General features: G+C 71.5%; 13 protein-coding genes. 5 read left to right on the top strand and 8 right to left on the bottom strand.

The genetic code is table 11. The annotated features are described in order from the left end of the window. Genes OO47_RS27715 through OO47_RS27705 form a run of 3 tightly spaced genes read right to left on the bottom strand, consistent with a single transcriptional unit; the run spans position 1 to position 2,494 of the window. Entirely contained in the window at positions 1–942 is a 942-nt protein-coding gene (locus OO47_RS27715; protein WP_030220691.1) for a sugar kinase, read from the bottom strand. Beyond that, positions 939–1,577 (bottom strand): bifunctional 4-hydroxy-2-oxoglutarate aldolase/2-dehydro-3-deoxy-phosphogluconate aldolase, encoded by a 639-nt coding sequence (locus OO47_RS27710; RefSeq protein ID WP_030220688.1) that lies wholly within the window; start codon positions 1,575–1,577, stop codon positions 939–941. The genes OO47_RS27715 and OO47_RS27710 overlap by 4 nt, the downstream gene beginning before the upstream one ends. Then, entirely contained in the window at positions 1,574–2,494 is a 921-nt protein-coding gene (locus OO47_RS27705) for an SMP-30/gluconolactonase/LRE family protein (RefSeq protein ID WP_051736413.1), read from the bottom strand. The genes OO47_RS27710 and OO47_RS27705 overlap by 4 nt, the downstream gene beginning before the upstream one ends. Before the next feature lie 121 nt (positions 2,495–2,615). Between OO47_RS27705 and OO47_RS27700 the strand changes: the two genes are divergently transcribed. The 4 genes from OO47_RS27700 (at position 2,616) to OO47_RS27685 (ending at position 8,159) form a co-directional block, all read left to right on the top strand. Further along, complete coding sequence (locus tag OO47_RS27700; protein WP_030220682.1) at positions 2,616–3,902, top strand: ROK family protein; 1,287 nt, start codon at positions 2,616–2,618, stop codon at positions 3,900–3,902. Positions 3,903–4,288: 386 nt separating this feature from the next. Continuing rightward, positions 4,289–5,344: a substrate-binding domain-containing protein gene (locus tag OO47_RS27695; protein WP_106969489.1), complete on the top strand. Its 1,056-nt coding sequence runs from the start codon at positions 4,289–4,291 to the stop codon at positions 5,342–5,344. A gap of 185 nt (positions 5,345–5,529) precedes the next feature. Next, entirely contained in the window at positions 5,530–7,134 is a 1,605-nt protein-coding gene (locus OO47_RS27690; RefSeq protein WP_030220678.1) for a sugar ABC transporter ATP-binding protein, read from the top strand. Further along, complete coding sequence (locus OO47_RS27685; RefSeq protein ID WP_030220675.1) at positions 7,131–8,159, top strand: ABC transporter permease; 1,029 nt, start codon at positions 7,131–7,133, stop codon at positions 8,157–8,159. The genes OO47_RS27690 and OO47_RS27685 overlap by 4 nt, the downstream gene beginning before the upstream one ends. A gap of 388 nt (positions 8,160–8,547) precedes the next feature. Here OO47_RS27685 and OO47_RS27680 read toward each other — a convergent pair whose 3' ends face one another. The 4 genes from OO47_RS27680 to OO47_RS27665 all read right to left on the bottom strand — a co-directional run bounded on the left by OO47_RS27680 (position 8,548) and on the right by OO47_RS27665 (position 13,777). Next, positions 8,548–10,299, bottom strand: coding sequence for a glycoside hydrolase family 35 protein (locus OO47_RS27680; protein WP_030220672.1), 1,752 nt, complete (start codon positions 10,297–10,299; stop codon positions 8,548–8,550). A 140-nt stretch (positions 10,300–10,439) separates the two neighbouring features. Next, positions 10,440–11,777 (bottom strand): ABC transporter substrate-binding protein, encoded by a 1,338-nt coding sequence (locus OO47_RS27675; protein ID WP_030220669.1) that lies wholly within the window; start codon positions 11,775–11,777, stop codon positions 10,440–10,442. Between the two features lie 86 nt (positions 11,778–11,863). Further along, the gene (locus tag OO47_RS27670; RefSeq protein ID WP_030220667.1) at positions 11,864–12,847 is read right to left on the bottom strand and encodes a carbohydrate ABC transporter permease; all 984 of its coding nucleotides are present in this window, start codon (positions 12,845–12,847) and stop codon (positions 11,864–11,866) included. A 3-nt stretch (positions 12,848–12,850) separates the two neighbouring features. Beyond that, positions 12,851–13,777 (bottom strand): carbohydrate ABC transporter permease, encoded by a 927-nt coding sequence (locus OO47_RS27665; RefSeq protein WP_030220665.1) that lies wholly within the window; start codon positions 13,775–13,777, stop codon positions 12,851–12,853. A gap of 310 nt (positions 13,778–14,087) precedes the next feature. On the opposite strand from OO47_RS27665, the gene OO47_RS27660 reads away from it, so the two are divergent. After that, the gene (locus tag OO47_RS27660; protein ID WP_030220663.1) at positions 14,088–15,083 is read left to right on the top strand and encodes a LacI family DNA-binding transcriptional regulator; all 996 of its coding nucleotides are present in this window, start codon (positions 14,088–14,090) and stop codon (positions 15,081–15,083) included. A gap of 84 nt (positions 15,084–15,167) precedes the next feature. Here OO47_RS27660 and OO47_RS27655 read toward each other — a convergent pair whose 3' ends face one another. Further along, positions 15,168–16,163, bottom strand: coding sequence for a LacI family DNA-binding transcriptional regulator (locus tag OO47_RS27655; protein WP_030220659.1), 996 nt, complete (start codon positions 16,161–16,163; stop codon positions 15,168–15,170). Positions 16,164–16,752: the final 589 nt, after the last annotated feature.

The raw sequence follows: 16,752 nt of genomic DNA, 5'->3' as shown, positions 1-16,752 counted from the left end.
TCAGCGCCGGATGTCGTCTCCCGTGAGGAGCGAGCCCTCCGCGCGGCGGGGAAGTCCCTCCCAGTCGCCCGGCACGGATACGGAGAACGCGCCGCAGATCGCGGCGGTACGCAGCCTCTCGGCCGGGGCGGCGCCGTCCAGGAGGCCCGACAGGTAGCCGGCGACGAAGGAGTCGCCCGCTCCGAGGGGGTCGACGGCTGTGACCGGGACGGGTGCCTGGACGAAGACCTCGTCGTCGACGAGCGCGAGGGCGCCGTCGGCACCGAGCTTGATCACGCACTGCCGAGGGCCGAGCTCCGCGAGCGCCCGGGCGGCGGGGGCCGCGCCCGCCGCCTCCACCAGCAGCCCCGCCTCGTCGAGACCGGCGAAGACGATGTCCGCCTCCCGCACGAGCGGCCGGAGGACCGCCGCGGCCTCTGCGGGAGACCACAGCATGCTGCGGTAGTTGACGTCCAGCGAGACGGTGGTCCCCGCGGTCCGGGCGGCGGCCACGGCGTGGCGGACCGCTTCCAGCGGGCCGGGCCCCAACGCCGGCGTGATGCCGGTGACGTGCAGGATGCGGGCGCCGGCGACGAGGTCCGGGTCGACGTCCCCGGGGCTCAGGCCGGCTCCGGCCTGGCCCTTGCGGTAGTAGGAGGCCAGGATGCGGTCGGAGGTGCGGCGCTGGCGGAGCATCAGGCCGGTGGGCAAGGAAGGGTCGACGCGCACGTGGGTGGCGTCGACGCCTTCGGCGCGCAGGGCGGTGAGGATCATCGTCCCCGCCGCGTCCGCGCCGACGACGCCGGTCCAGGTGGCGCGGTGGCCCTGACGGCAGACTCCGATGGCCACGGTCGCCTCGGCCCCGGCGAACGACAGGCGAGCGGTCGCTCCGGGAAAGAGGGGACCCGCTTCGCTGAGGGAGACGGCGAGCATCGCCTCTCCCAGAGTCACGAGGTCGGTCATCGCCGGGCTCCCGCGAGGGACGAGACGAGGCGAGCGGCGCGCTCACGCAGGGCGTCGAGGTCGCCGCCCTCGCACGCGTCTCCCACGAGGGGGCTGCCCATGCCGACGGCCTGGGCGCCGGCCGCGACGTAGGCGGGCGCCTCCTCGACCGATATGCCCCCGGTGGGCACGAGGGGCACGTGGGGCAGAGGAGCCCGCAGCGCGCGGACGTACGCGGGACCGCCGGTGAAGGAGGCCGGGAAGAGCTTGACCATCGTGGCGCCTTCCTGCCAGGCGCTGAGGATCTCGGTCGGGGTGACGGCCCCCGGGAGGACCGGTACTCCGAGGTGGCGGGCCTCCCTGATGACGTCGGCGGAGACGGCGGGGGTGATGAGGTAGCGGGCGCCGGCGGCGACGGCCTGTTCGGCCTGCCGGGGCGTGGTGACCGTGCCCGCCCCCAGGGCGAGGCCATCGGGGAGGGCCTGGGAGAACTCGCTCAACACGTCCAGGACGCCCGGGGTCGTGAGGGTGAACTCCACGGCCCGCACGCCTTGTGCGCACAGGACTTCGGCGACTTCAGGGAAGCGGGCGGCGGAACCGGATCGGAGGATCGCCACCACGGGAGTCGTGGCGAGGGCGGTCGTGAGCGAGGTCATGGGGTGTGCTCCGTCGTGAGGTCTTCGTACAGGTGCGGGGTCTGGCCGACGGCACCGGGCCGGCAGACGAAGAGGCGTCCGGCGTCCCGCTGCGTGCGCAGTCGGTCCGGAGCGAGTTCCTCCCGCGCGGTGGTGATCACCAGGATGTCCAGCGCGGGTCCGGCGAAGGCGCAGCTGGAGACGTGCGAGGTGGGGACCTCGACCACCGTGAGGAGGGCCCCGTCCGGGGCGAAGGCGCGGACCTCACCGGCACCCCAGACCGCCACCCAGACGTTTCCGCGGGCGTCGACGGTCAGCCCGTCGGGCACACCGCGGTCGAGACGTACGAAGGGCCGGCGGTTCGAGGGGGTACCCGTGACGAGGTCGTAGTCGTACACGTCCACCCGGCGGGTGGGGCTGTCGGCGTAGTAGAGGAGCCGGCCGTCGGGGCTCCACCCCAGACCGTTGGAGATCGTGACCGGGTCGACGACGGGAGTGAGGCCGGTCCGGTCGAGGCGGTAGAGCGTCCCCGCGCCGGGGTCGGCGCCCAGGGCCATGGTTCCGGCGAAGAGCCGGCCGAAGGGGTCGCAGGCGGCGTCGTTGAACCGCCGCCGGACGTGGTCGGTGCGCTCCGGCAGCGTGGCGATCGTCGCGGTCCTCTCCGGCCCCAGGCCCAGGATCGAGGTGCCGGCCGCGGCGAGCAGCGCACCGCTCCAGGCGGGAAGGACGGCGCCTACGGTCACGCCGAGGTCGAGGGACTCGCGCACGGCGATGTCGGGCAGACCGCTGCCGTCGCCCCGCTGCGTGAGGACCCCGCGGTGGACGAGCCCGGCGGTGATGTCGACCCAGAGGAGTTCTTGTGAGCGGTGATCCCAGACCGGGCCCTCGGAAAGCCTTCCGGGGGCGGGTGCGCAGGGCAGGGCTGTTATTCGGTGCATGTGAGAGTCCCTTCCGCGGTGAAAGCTAACGGTTCCTCTAACTGTTGTAAATAGTGGATGGAGTACATTGTTCAACCGTTGGAGGAAGCCCACGAGGGCGTGGGCCCCAGGGAGGCGGACCGTGGCGAACCGCAGTGCTCAGGACATCAGGCGCCTCAACCGGTTCGAGGTGCTGCGCCGGTTCCACGCCTCCGCCGGGCCCCGGACGCGGCAGGACCTCGCCTCCGAAACGGCGCTCTCGTTCGCGACCGTCTCCAATCTCACCTCCGAACTGATCGACGAGGGCGTACTGGTCGAGGCGGGACACGCGGAGTCCGGCGGTGGCCGCCCGCGTGCGTTGCTCGCCCTCAACGCGGACCGGGGCACCCTCGTCGGCGTGGACGTCGGCGAGACCTCCGTCCGCACCGAGCTGTTCGACCTGGCGCTCGGAAAGATGGCCGTCGACGAAAGGCCCGTCACCCCGGGGGACGTGACCCCCGATCAGATCGCCGATCTGATCGGGGCGGGCGCGGACGCCGTCCTCGCCGCCGCGGAGTCCCCCCGCTCCCGTGTCCTGGGGGTCGGCATCAGCCTCCCCGGGCTCGTCGAGCGGGAGCGGGGAGTCTCGGCCTACTCCCCCTACTGGGCCTGGCGGGACGTGCCGATGCGGGACCGCCTGGCCGACCGCCTCGGGCTCCCGGTCCACCTGGACAACCCGCTCAAGGCCAGTGCCCTCGCCGAGATGTGGTTCGGCGCCGGGCGGGACGTCGACAACCTCGTCGTCGTGATGCTCCGCTCCGGCGTCGGGGCCGGTCTCGCCCTGGACGGCACGCTCTACCGCGGTGCCACGAACAGTGCGGGGGAGTGGGGGCACAGTTGCCTGGTCTTCGAGGGCCGACGGTGCCGCTGCGGCAACCTCGGCTGCGTCGAGGCGTACGTGGGGACCGCCGGCATCGCCGAGACCCTCCGCTCGCTCGCCCCTGACGACCCCTTGCTCGCCGAAGCCGACGACATCGCGGCGTCGCTGCTCACCGGCCTCGCCGCCCGGGCGGCGAAGGACGATCCGGTCGCCGTCGCGGTGATCGGGCGGACCGCCGCCTATCTGGGGGCGGCGCTCGGCAACCTGGTGAACATCCTCAACCCCGAGACGCTCGTCCTCGGCGACCAGGTCGCCGCGCACCTCGGCGAACGTCTCCTCGCCGAGACGAGGGCGGCTCTGGCCGGCCACACCCTCGCCCCGCCCCTCCGCGCCGTCACGCTCAGGCTCAGTTCGCTGCCGCACGACGCGGTGAGCCGGGGCGCGGCCGCCCTGGCGTTCGAGGGTTTCCTCAACGACCGCGAGGTCTTCGGCCCGGTGAGCCGCACCCGTGCGGCCAGGGCTCGTGCCGAGGGACGCGATGACAGGCGGCTTCCCGGTCACTCTCGCTGAGGCCGCGTTCCCCGGACCGCGGGGCAGAACAAACAAAGTTCAACATCTTGACGGTGAAGGTCGGCATGCCCCGCTGGTGAGCAAGCGGGCGGCAGGAGGCCGCTGTCGCCCGTGTCGACACCGATAACGGAGCAGTATCGATCCTCGGGGCCTGGACTCGGATGTTGACTTTTGGTGGGGCCAGCGCTTTTCTGTGGTGTGTCTAGTTGATTAATGGTGTGCTGCGGTGACTTCGACGCTACTGAAGTGCCCCAGCCGCTCACCTCGCATGGTCGTCCGCCCGGACCGGAACCGTCGTTCCCCTCTCCTCGCGGCGACCTCCGCGACACCACCTGATCCACGCCGCATCGGTCGGCCGCGCGCGGCCGCCAGGCAAGGGGAATGACATGTTCACGGAACACCACCGGCGTCCGATGGCGGCGGCCGCACTGGGACTGGCCACCGTCCTCGTACTCGCCTCCTGCTCCAGTGGCCAGCAGGCGGCGGGCCCGGAAGGCGGCGGGGAGGCCGCCAAGGTCGAGGGCAAGATCTCCCTGACGTACCTCCAGAAGCAGGGCGACCAGGAGTACTTCGTCGGGGAAGCGGCCGGCGCCAAGGCCAAGGCGGACGAACTCGGCATCGACCTGAAGGTCGTCAACCTCGGCACCGACGCCAACAAGACCATCAGCGAGGCGCAGTCGGCGATCTCGCAGAAGAGCAACGGCCTGATCGTCGTCGTCCCCGACCCGGCCGTGGGCCCTCAGGTCGCCCAGATCGCCAAGGACGCCAAGGTCGCCCTGCTCACCTCCGACGACCAGATCTGCACGACCGGACCGGACCCGTCCTCGTGTCCCCCCGACGCTCTCGTGCCCCGGATCGGCTTCAGCGGAGCCCAGATGGGCGGTGAGGTCGGCAAGCGCGCCGCCGCCGAGTTCAAGAAGGCCGGCTGGAACGCCGCGGAGACCCGCACCATCTCCGCCTGGAAGCAGGACGTGACCGTCTGCACCGACCGCGTCGAGGCGGCCAAGGACGCCTTCGCCGCCGCGGCCGGCGCCAAGGTGCAGAACATCGACGTCCCCACGGACAACAGCCCCACCGGCGCACAGGACAAGATCGCGGCCACCGTCACGGCGAACCCGGACGTCAAGCACTGGGTGGTCTGGGGCTGCAACGACGAGAACGTCCAGGGCGGGGTGACCGCGCTGGAGAACGCCGGCTTCAAGGCCGACGACGTCATCGGCGTGGGCCTCGGCGCCTACCTCGCCTGCAAGAACTGGAGCTCGGGCAAGCCGTCCGGCATGAAGGCCGCGCTGTTCATCAACGGCGAGGACGTCGGGGCCCTGGCCGTGCAGACCATGTACGACAAGCTCAAGAACGGCAAGGCGTTCCCGAAGGAGGCCTTCGCTCCGACCACCATGGTCGACGCCGGCACCTGGAAGTCGGCCGGAGTCACCTGCGGCTGAGTGCCGCCCCTCGACGCCGGTGCGGCGTACCGCCCCCCGTCCGCCGCACCGGCCCCCTCCTCGAACCCCCGGTTCTCCCACCGCACCGGCCCTCCCCTCCACCGCCGGCCTTGCCCGCCGCGCCGGCCCACTTCCGCCGGCGCGCGGCCCCGCCCCTTCCCGTCCCTCCAGCACGTGAGGCCAGCATGACCACACCCGGCACCCCACCCCCCACCCAGGCGACCCCCGGTGTCGGTGTCGCCGTCGAGAACGTCACCAAGCGCTTCGGCGCCGTCCAAGCCCTCAGCGGCGTCACCCTGACCTTTCCGCCCGGGCAGGTCACCGCGCTCATGGGCGAGAACGGCGCCGGCAAGTCCACGCTGCTGAAGATCCTCACCGGCGACCACCAGCCCACCGAAGGCCGCGTCCTCCTCTCCGGCGCGCCGGTCTCCTTCGCCTCGCCGCACGACGCCCGCCGGGCCGGGATCCGCATCATCCCGCAGGAACCGGAGATCATCCCGCACGTCTCCGTGGCGGAGAACGTCTACGCCGGATCCCTGCCCCGCAAGGCCGGCCGACGCCTCGACCGCGCCGAGCTGAGCCGCAGGATCACCTCGGACCTGGCACGGCTCGGCTTCGAGAAGGTCATCGACCCGGAACAGCTCGGGTCCGAACTGACACCCGCGCAGAGGCAGTTGGTGGAGATCCTGCGCGCCCTCACCGGCGACGCCAAGGTCATCGCCTTCGACGAGCCGACCTCCTCGCTCGCGGAGAACGAGGCCGAGGCGCTGTTCGCCCTCATCGGCCGGCTGCGCGCCCGGGGCATCGCGATCATCTACGTCTCCCACCGCATGAAGGAGATCTTCCGGCTCGCCGACCGCATCGCCGTGCTCCGCGACGGCGCCTCCGCCGGCGTCCTCGACGCCGCCGCGACCACCGAGGGCGAGGTCGTGCGGATGATGGTCGGCCGCGACCTCTCCTCCCTCTTCGTACGACAGGACGTCGCACGGGACGACGTCGTCCTGCGACTGGACGGCGTCACGACCGACGACGTCACCGACATCAGCCTCGAGGTCAGGGCGGGCGAAGTGGTCGCCCTCGCCGGTCTGATGGGCGCAGGCCGCTCGGAGCTGGGGCTCGCCCTCGCCGGCGACCGCCCCCTGCGTTCCGGCCGGATCACCCTGAACGGCCGGCCGCTGCGGCTGCGCAGCCCGAAGGACGCCATCCGGGCCGGCATCGGCCTGGCTCCGGAGGAGCGCAAGGCCCAGGCCCTTTTCCTGCACCGGTCCATCCGCGACAACACCTCCCTGGTCAGCCTCGAACGCCTGCGCCGGATGCGCTTCGTCCGCCGCAGCCAGGAGAAGACCGTCGCCCAGGACTTCTCCGACCGGCTGAGGGTGCGCGCCCCGTCCATCGAGCACGAGGTGCGCAAACTGTCCGGCGGCAACCAGCAGAAGGTCGTCCTCGCCCGGTGGCTTCTGCGCCGGCCGAAGGTCCTGATCCTCGACGAGCCCACCCGCGGCATCGACATCGGCGCCAAGGCGGAGATCTACCGGATCATCGCCGACCTCGCCCAGGACGGCGTCGCCCTGCTCGTGATCTCCTCCGAACTCCCCGAGGTACTCGGACTCGCCGACCGGATCGTGGTGATGCAGGGCGGCCGCGTGACCGGCGAACTCGGCCGGGCCGAGGCCACCGAGGAAGCGATCCTCAACCTCGCCATGGCCGACGACCTCGCACCTCTCGACACAGCCCCCACCCCGGCCGCCGCGCGGCCCCGTACCGACTCCGCCCATGGAGGCCCCCGATGACCACCGCCACCACCTCCCCGACCGAGACCGAGGGAGCCACGCCGACGGCGCGCAAGCGCTACGCGCCGGCCGCCCTCGGCGGGCAGAACCTCAGTCTGATCGGTGCGCTCGTCGTCGTCCTCGGCCTGTTCGGGGCCCTCAACGAGAACTACCTCGCCCTCTCCAACCTCCAGGTGATAGCCGAGGCCGCGACCATCACCGGCCTTCTCGCCATCGTGCAGACCGTGGTCATCATCTGCGGCGGCCTCGACATCTCCGTCGGCTCCCAGGTCGGCGTCGCCTCGGTCGTCAGTGCCATGGTCTTCACCAGCACCGGCTCCAGCGCGTTCGTCGGCATGCTCGCCGCGGTCGGCGTCGGCGTCCTGGTGGGCGTCCTCAACGGCCTCGTCATCGTCTACGGCCGCGTCAACCCGACCATCGCCACCCTCGCCGGACTCGCCGCCTACAAGGGCCTCGCCCAGCTCCTGTCCGACGGCCGGGCCCAGGGCTACGTCCTCAACGACCCGGTCTTCGTCTTCCTCGGCCGCGGCAGGATCGCCGGACTGCCCGTCATGGTCTGGATCCTCGTCGTCGTGGCGATCGCCGTGCACGTGATGCTCAAGTACACCGACATCGGCCGCAACCTCTACGCGATCGGCGGCAACGACACCGCAGCGCGTCTGGCCGGCATCAACATCAACAAGTACCTCGTCGCCGTCTACGCCCTCATCGGCGTCGTCGCCGCCGTCGCGGGCATCCTGCTCACCGCTCGCACCGGCTCCGGCCAGCCCGTCTCCGGCAGCGAGGGCCTCGAACTCAAGGCCATCACCGCCGCCGCCCTCGGCGGCTGCGCGCTCAAGGGCGGCAAGGGAGGGGTCGGCGGCACCCTGCTCGCCGTCGCCCTCCTGGGGGCCCTGGAGAACGGCCTGACGGTCGAGGGCATCAACACCTTCTGGCAGAACGTCGCCCAGGGCGCCCTGCTCGTGGCCGCCGTGGTCATCCAGCAGCGCCGCAACGGAGAACGGGCGGTCGGACTCCCGCACTGAGCGGCACGAACCACCACACGGGTGAGCCCGCCCCCGCGGAAGGGGGCGGGCCTCGTGGCGTACCGGGGTGACCAGGGGCGGACGCCGACGGCGGTGCCCTGTGCGCCGGTTCGTCCGGTCGGCGTCCCCCACCGGTGGGGCGGGAGCGCGGAAGGCCGTCGGACGCGGTCCCGTCGACGCGCCCCGCCACGGAGGGACGCCTCGGCGGAGGAGCATCCCCTCCAGGACACCGAGGCGCGGCCGCCCGCCGTACGCGTGTGCCCGGTGCCGGCGTCCCCGCCCGCCGGGGGAACGGCGAAGCCCTCCCGGAAGCCGGGAGGGCCGAGGCGGAGAGGGCCGGGCTCGGGCACGCGGGGGACGGGCCCGAGCCCGGCGTCGCCGGATGGTCCTACTCCTCGGTCGGGCCGAGGTCGGGCGTCGCGCGGAAGTCGACGGTACGGCCCCGGGGGCCGGCGTGGAGCTCCAGGACGACGATCTCGTTCGTGCCGGCGCGCAGGACGGGGGCGGGGACGTACAGCGACTTCTGCGGGCCGCGGGACCAGTACCGGCCCAGCGGGAAGCCGTTCACCCAGGCGTTGCCCTTGGTCCAGCCGTCGAGGTGCAGATAGGTGTCGGCCGGCTCGGTGACCTCGAAGGTGCCCCGGTGGAACGCCGGGCCCACGGGGGTGGTCGTGCCGACCGCGAAGGGGACGCCCTCCAGGGTGGCGAGCGGCAGCGGGCGGTTGGTCCACGCCGACGGCTCGACGCCGTCGAGGAGGACCGGGCCGAGCAGGCCCTTGCGGTCGTGGATGCCCTGGCCGTAGTTCACCCGCCCCTGGTTCTCCACCAGGATCGAGAGCACGCTGCCGGCCCGCGGGGCCGTGAAGGCCAGGGAGTGCTCGTGGTTCTCGCGCTCCAGGACGCCCACGGGCTGTCCGTCGACGAACACCTGGGCGCGGTCGCGGACGTGCTCGATCTCCAGCAGGGCGGGGCCGCGCACGGGCACGGTGGTCTCGTACAGGACGAAGCCGAAGTCCTGCTCCAGCTCCTCCATGGTCAGCGGCCTGCGGGAGTCGATCCGCGAGGCTAGCCCGTCCGCGCTCGGCAGCAGCTCGGCGCTCTGGGTCAACGCGACGGCGGGGACGGCCAGTTTGGCGCCCGGGGCGGGCACGGGAGCGTCCGGCACAGGCGCGTACTTGGCGATCACGTCACGGAAGGCCGTGTACTTCTCCGTCGGGTCGCCGGCCTCGTCGAGCGGGGCGTCGTAGTCGTAGGAGGTGACGGTGGGGCGGTAGGTGTGCTTGTCGTTGGCGCCGTTGGTGAAGCCGAAGTTGGTGCCGCCGTGGAACATGTAGAAGTTCACCGAGGCGCCGGCGGCCAGGACCTCGTCGAGCTCGCGGGCGGCGTCGTCGGGGTCACGGACCACGTGGTGGGCGCCCCAGCGGTCGAACCAGCCGATCCAGAACTCGGTGGTCATCAGCGGTCCTTCGGGGCGCTGCGCGCGCAGGGCGGCCAGGTGGTGGGCCGAGCGGCTGCCGAAGTTGGCGGTGGCGAGGACGCCGGGCAGGGCGCCGCGCTCCAGGTCGACCGGCTGGTCGCAGGTGAAGAGGGGGACGTCGACGCCGCAGGCGCGCAGCGAGCCGGCGATGTGCTCCATGTAGGCGGTGTCGTCGCCGTAGGCTCCGTACTCGTTCTCCACCTGTACGGCCAGGACGGGTCCGCCCCGCGAAGCGAGGTACGGCTGGAGCGGGGTGAGGAGCCGGCGGAAGAAGTCGTCCACGGCCGCCAGGAAGCGGGGGTCGCGGGAGCGCAGCCGCATGTCGGGTTCGGTGAGCAGCCACGAGGGCAGGCCGCCGCCCTCCCACTCCGCGCAGATGTACGGGCCCGGGCGCAGCAGGACGTGCAGTCCCTCGGCGGCGGCCAGGTCGAGGAAGCGGGGGAGGTCGAGCCCGCCGTCGAGCACGAAGCGGTCGGGGCGCGGCTGGTGGAGGTTCCAGGGGACGTAGGTCTCGACGGTGTTGAGGCCCATGAGCCGGGCCTTGCGGAGCCGGTCCTGCCACTGCTCGGGGTGGACCCGGAAGTAGTGCAGCCCGCCGGACAGGAAACGGAAGGGCTTTCCGTCGAGCAGGAATCCGGTCTGGTCGGTCTGGAGAACGGGCATGCGCTGCTTGCTCCTGTACGTGAAGGCGTGCTGAGGTCGAGGCGGCACCCGTTATGTTTACGCAAACATGGCGGGCGTGGCAAGCCCCTCCGGGGGCTCGCGGGGCGGAGCGCCTGGGCTCCGCCCCGGAGTGGCGGGTCCTACTCGTTGACGGTGAAGCCCTGGTCGTTGCCGTACTTCACGCTGGCGTCCTGCCAGTTCTTGAGCCCGTCGTCGAGCTTCGTCGGGGAGACGTACGCCTTGCCGACGGTGTCGTTGAAGATCGAGTTGGCGTAGACCTGGAAGGGCAGGTAGGACCAGTCCTCGCCGACGTTGCGGGCGGATTCGGCGAAGACGCGGTTGGCCTGCTGGCCGCCGAAGTAGGGGAAGGGCTTGTCGAGGAAGGCCTTGGATTCGAGGTCGGCGCGGGTGGCGGGGAAGGCGCCTTCGGTGACCCGGCTGGTGGCGCCGGTGCCGGTGGTGGCGAACTCGGTGAAGGCGTAGGCGAGTTCCTTGTTCTTGGCTGCCTTGGGGACGGCGAGGGAGCTGCCGCCGTTCTCGGCGCTGGCCTTGTCGCCCTTGGTCCACTGGGGGAGGGGGGCGACGCGCCAGTCGCCGGAGGCGGAGGCGACGCCGGAGGAGAGGTTGGCGGGCATCCAGGCACCGATGGAGAGGGTGGCGAGGGAGCCGTCGGCCAGTCCCTTGTACCAGGCGTCGCTCCAGGAGCTGATGGGTGCGACGAGCTTCTCGTCGAGGAGCTTCTGCCAGGTCGCGGTGTACTTCCTCGTGCCCTCGTCGCCGAAGTCCACGGTGACGTTCGTGCCGTCGGTCTTGTACGGGCGGCCTCCGGCCTGCCAGATGAGGCTGGTGGTGGCGCCGGCGTCGCCGGTGTCGTTGGTGATGAAGATCTTCGGGTCGGCCTTGTGCAGGGTCCGCGCCGCCTCGACGTACTCGTCCCAGGTGGTCGGGACCTTGACGCCGTGCTTGTCGAAGACCTTCTTGTTGTAGAAGAACGCCATCGGGCCCGAGTCCATCGGCAGCGCGAAGATCGCCTCGCCCTCGGTGACCGCGTTCCACGGGCCGGGCGTGAAGCTCGTGCCGTACTTCGCGGCACCGTAGGGGGAGAGGTCCTCGACGGTCTTGCCGATGGCGAACTGGCCGAGGGCGTAGTACTCGATCTGGGCGACGTCGGGTGCGCCGGAGCCGGCGGCGATGGCGTTCTGCAGGGCGGTGTACTGCTTGTCGCCGGTGCCGGCGTTGACGAGTTCGACGTCGACGTTGGGGTACTTCTTCTCGAAGTCGGCGGCGACCTTCTTCAGGGTGGGCTCCCAGGCCCACACCGTGACCTTGCCGCCCTTCTCCAGCGCGGCGGCGACGTCCTTCGGGGCGCCGCCGGTGCCGGCGTTGGACCCGTCGGAGCCACAGGCCGTGGCGGTCAGCGAGAGCGTGGCGAGCACGGCGAGGGCGCCGAGGAGTCTGCGGGAGGAGTGGGTGCGCATGGGAGGTGCTCCTGGTCGGTGGTGCGGGCGGGGAGGGGCTTCCGGAGGGGGAGGCGGTTCGGAGGGGGGAACGGAGGGGCGGGCGGTCATTCCTTGACGCTTCCGGCGGCCAGGCCGGACTGCCAGTACCGCTGGAGCAGCAGGAAGACGGCCACGATCGGGACGATCGTCAGCAGGGAACCGGTGACGATCAGGTCGAAGACGGCCTCGCCGCCGGCCGTCTGGGCCTGGGCGTTCCAGGCGTTGAGGCCGAGGGTCAGCGGGTACCAGTCGGGGTCCTTGATCATGATCAGCGGCAGGAAGTAGTTGTTCCAGGTCGCGACCATGGAGAACAGCAGCACGGTGACGGTGCCCGGCACGAGGAGCGGCAGCGCGATCGTGAAGAAGGTGCGCAGCTCGCCGGAGCCGTCGATGCGCGCGGCCTCCAGCAGCTCGGTGGGGACGGCCTCGGCGGCGAAGACCCACATGAGGTAGAGCCCGAAGGGTGAGATCAGGGAGGGGATGATGACGGCCCAGGGGGTGTTCGTCAGGCCCATGTTGCTGAACATCAGGAAGGTGGGCACCGCGAGGGCGGTGCCGGGGACGGCCACGGCTCCGATGACGACCGCGAAGACCGCCTTGCGGCCGGGGAAGTCGTACTTCGCGAGGGCGTAGCCGCCGAGGACGGCGAGGACCGTGGCGCCGCCCGCGCCGGCGGCGACGTACAGCAGCGTGTTGAGCAGCCAGCGGACGAAGACCCCGTCGTCGTAGGTGAGCGTGCGGGTGATGTTGTCCCACAGGTTGAAGTCGTCGGCGAACCACAGCCCGAAGGAGTCGAGCAGTCCCCGCTGGCTCTTGGTGGCGTTGATGACCAGCCAGGCGAGCGGGAGCAGGGTGTAGACGAGGACCAGGCCGGTGAGGAGCGTCAGTGGGACGCTGCGCCGGGGGTTGAGCGGCGTGTGCGGGAGCCGCTTGCGGTCGCGGGTCGCGGCGGGGCGGGCGCGGTGCGGGGCGGCCGGGGTGCCTGCGGCTCGCGGCTCGTGGGGGTCCGGGGTGGACTCGGCGGCCGCGGTGGTCATGGAGGTGGTCATGGCTCAGCCCTTCCGCATGCCGCGCAGCTGGACCGCGTAGGCGATGATCGCGGTGATCACGCCCATCACGATCGCCACGGTCGCCGCGTAGTTGTGCTGCTGGCCCGAGAAGGACAGCGAGTACGTGTAGAGGTTGGGGGTCAGGTCGTTGGTGATGGCGTTGGGGGCGAGCTTCTGCAGGATGCTCGGCTCGTTGAAGAGCTGGAAGCTGCCGATGATGGAGAAGATCGTGGCGATGACCAGGGCGCTGCGGATGGCCGGCAGCTTGACCGAGGTGACGATCCGCCACTCTCCGGCGCCGTCGATCGCCGCCGCCTCGTAGAGCGAGCGGGGGACGACCTTGAGGGCGGAGTAGAAGATCAGCATGTTGTATCCGACGAACTCCCAGGTGACGATGTTGCCGATCGAGGCGAGGACCAGGGAGGGGGAGAGCGGGTCGGGGAGGGTGACGCCGAACGCGTCGTTGATGTTGCCGACCAGGCCGAATTGATTGCCGTACATGAAGCCCCAGATGAGGCTGGCGACGACGGCGGGCACGGCGTACGGGAGGAAGATCGAGACGCGGAAGAAGGTCTTGCCGTAGAGCCGGCCGCTGTCGATCGCCAGGGCCGCGAGGAGCGCGATGCCCAGCATGACCGGCACCTGGACCAGCAGGAAGAGGCCGACGCGCATCAGGCCGTCCCAGAAGCGGGGGTCCGTCAGTGCCTCGCCGTAGTTGTCGAGCCCGACGAACGAGGTCCCGCCGATGAGTCGGTCCTGGAAGAGGCTCAGGTACCCGGCGTATCCGATCGGCGCGAGGAAGACGAGGCCGAAGACCGCGACGAACGGGCCGGCGAACCCCCAGCCCACGAGTGCCTCCTTGCGGAGACGGAAGCGGGCTCGTGGGCGGTGCGGTGGTGCTGCCGTAGCGCGCGTCGACAGAAGCGTCATGGCGTGTTCCTAGCGTCGGTGTCCGGTCGGTCCGGAGGACGGGAGCGAAGGTATGGGGCCTGAAGCGGGGGGCCGCCTGAGGTTCAGGGCGGCTATGGCCGGAAATCGGCCCTACGGGAAGGCTGACCGACGAGAAATGTTTACGTAATCATCGGTAGCGTGATGGTGACATTCCCACCGGGGGGCGTCAAGCACGAAGTGGCAGCGAATGAGAGGGAATCGGGTGACCGAGCAGAACGCGACCGGCCGGCCGGCGGTGGTCACGAAGAGCGACGGGCGGGGGGTGCGTACCGGACAGCGCAGGGTTTCCATGGCGGACGTCGCCCGGCTGGCGGGCGTCTCCTCACAGACGGTTTCGCGCGTCTCCAACGGTGACGCGGCCGTCGTCGAGGCCACCCGGAAGCGGGTCCTCGACGCGATGAAGGAGCTGGGATACCGTCCCAACAGCGCGGCGCGCGCTCTCAAGCGGGGCGACTTCCGGGCCATCGGCGTCATCACGATGGGGCTCACCAGCACGGGAAACGTCAGGACCCTGGACGCCATAGCGGGATCGGCGTCCCGCGCGGGCTACGCGGTCACGCTGATCCCCCTGGACGCACCCACCCAGGAGAACGTCAAGGGGGCGTTCACCCGCCTCGACGAACTGGCGGTCGACGCCGTCGTGCTGATCATGGAGGTGCACCTGCTCGACACCGCCGCCCTCACCCTGCCGCCGCACGTCAAGGTGGTCGTGGTCGACTCCGACGCCACCGACTTCCCCGTGGTGGACACGGACCAGCGGCAGGGCGCCCGCGCCGCCGTGCGGCATCTGCTCGACCTCGGCCACGACACGGTCTGGCACGTCGCGGGACCCGAGGAGTCCTTCGCCGCCGGCCGCCGGGCCGAGGCGTGGGAGGAGGTGCTGCGTGCCGAGGGGCGCGCGGTGCCGCCCGCTCTGCGCGGGGACTGGACCCCCGAATCGGGATACGAGGCCGGTCTGGGGCTCGCCGGTGAGCCGGGGTGCACGGCGGTCTTCGTGGCCAACGACCAGATGGCCCTGGGCCTGCTGCGGGCCTTTCACGACCGCGGCGTGCGCGTCCCCGAGGACGTCAGCGTCGTCGGCTTCGACGACATCCCCGAGGCGGCGTCCTTCATCCCGCCCCTGACCACGGTCCACCAGGACTTCGCGCAGGTCGGCGAGTGGTGCGTCGAGGCGGTCCTGCGGGAGCTGGCGGGCGAGACGGTCACGGGGGTGCGCCTCGTGCCGACCACCCTGGTGGAACGGCACAGCACGGCGTCCCCCGCCGCGCGCGGACGGAAGGGCTGACCCCGCACGCTCGTGGCCGTGCGGGGGGCGGCCGGGCCCGCGGTGTCCGGCCGCGATCTCGGGTGGGGGCGCCGGGCGGCGACCTCAGGCCAGGGCGCCCGGCCGTGGCGGAGCCGTGCTCGAGCGCACCACGAGGACGGGTTCCACCGCCCGGCGCCGCGCCCCGTCCGTACGGCCCTCGACCTGGTCGAGCAGCAGCGCCACACAGTGCTTGCCGACCACTTCGAAGTCCTGGTGCACGGTCGTCAGGGGCGGCACGAGGTAGGCGGCCTCGGCGATGTCGTCGAAACCGGCCACGCTGACGTGGCCGGGCACGCTCCTGCCCGCTTCGTGGAGGGCGCGCATCAGGCCCATCGCCATCTGGTCGTTCGCGGCGAAGACGGCCGTGACCTCCGGCCGGCGGGCGAGGTCGAGCCCGGCCCGGTAGCCGGACCGCGCCGACCAGTCCCCGTGCACCACGGGCGGTACGGGCGCGCCCGCGTCCACGAGGGTCCGCCGCCAGGACTCGGCGCGGCGTCGCGCGGCGAACGAGTCGGCCGGGCCCGCGAGGTGCCAGACCGTGCGGTGGCCGAGACCGAGGAGGTGGGACACCACGCTGCGGGAGCCGTGCGCCTGGTCGAAGTCGACGTGGGGGTACTCGTGGCCGGTGTCGCCGTCGGCGACGACCACCGGCATGGACGGCGGCAGGCGCAGCGACGGGGTGTCGAGCATCTGCGACTCGACCAGCACGATGCCGTCGACGGACTGCAGCATCAGATGCTGGAAGGCATGGCGTACGGCGGCCTCGGTCTGGGCCCGCACTCCCATGAAGTTCACCGAGAAGTCGGCCTCGCGGGCGGCGTCGGCGATCGCGCCGAGCGTGCGGGCGTTGCCGTGGGCGCTCACGTCGAAGCTGACCACGCCCAGGGCCCCGAAACGGCCGGTGACCAGCGCGCGGGCCGCCGTGTTGGGGCGGTAGCCGAGCGTCTGCATGGCGGAGAGCACCTTCTCGCGGGTCACGGAGTCGACGTTCTGCCGGTTGTTCGCCACTCGGGACACCGTCTGGGAGGAGACGCCGGCCAGGGCGGCCACGTCCGCCATGGACGGCCACTGGCGCGTCGCGCGTGAGCGGGGCGACCTCGTCCTGTTGTCCGTCGCCATCGATGACCTTCCGTCGCGAGTGTCCGCGCGTCCGCGGGGCCCGCGGCGTGTTGGCGCAAACATACCAGCCGGTAAGTCTGCGGTGGATCGTGTCCGAATCCTTGACAGCCACTGTCGCCCCTCCCAAACTCTCCTCCCAAGCGCTCGTGTTAACGCGAACATAACAAGTCGACACCTCCCCGTAACGGGGCGGTCACGTGTCGTCGGCGTTCCCGGGCCCCGACATCACCCGACGTCGGCGGCGAGCTAAGAGCGTGTTTCCCCGGTGCACGGCTTCCCAGCGGAAGCCACGCCTTCGTTCGCCCCACCCGCCACATCAGCCCATCCCCTCCCCCCAGACCACGAGGTACGCGATCATGCGACGCACCACCTCGGGGACGGCCACCGTGCTCACCGCACTCTGCGCCGTCCTCCTGTCCCTGTTCGGCGCCGTGGGCACCGCTCATGCGGCGGCCGTCACCGTCACCAACGCCGTCCAGTTCACCGATTCGCAGGGTGATCCCGTCCACGCCCACGGTGGCGGGGTCGT

Source organism: Streptomyces bikiniensis, from assembly GCF_000716625.1.
GTDB classification, from domain to species: Bacteria; Actinomycetota; Actinomycetes; order Streptomycetales; family Streptomycetaceae; genus Streptomyces; species Streptomyces bikiniensis.
Note: the sequence above shows the minus strand (reverse complement) of the source record. Positions and strands in the feature narration are given on the sequence as shown.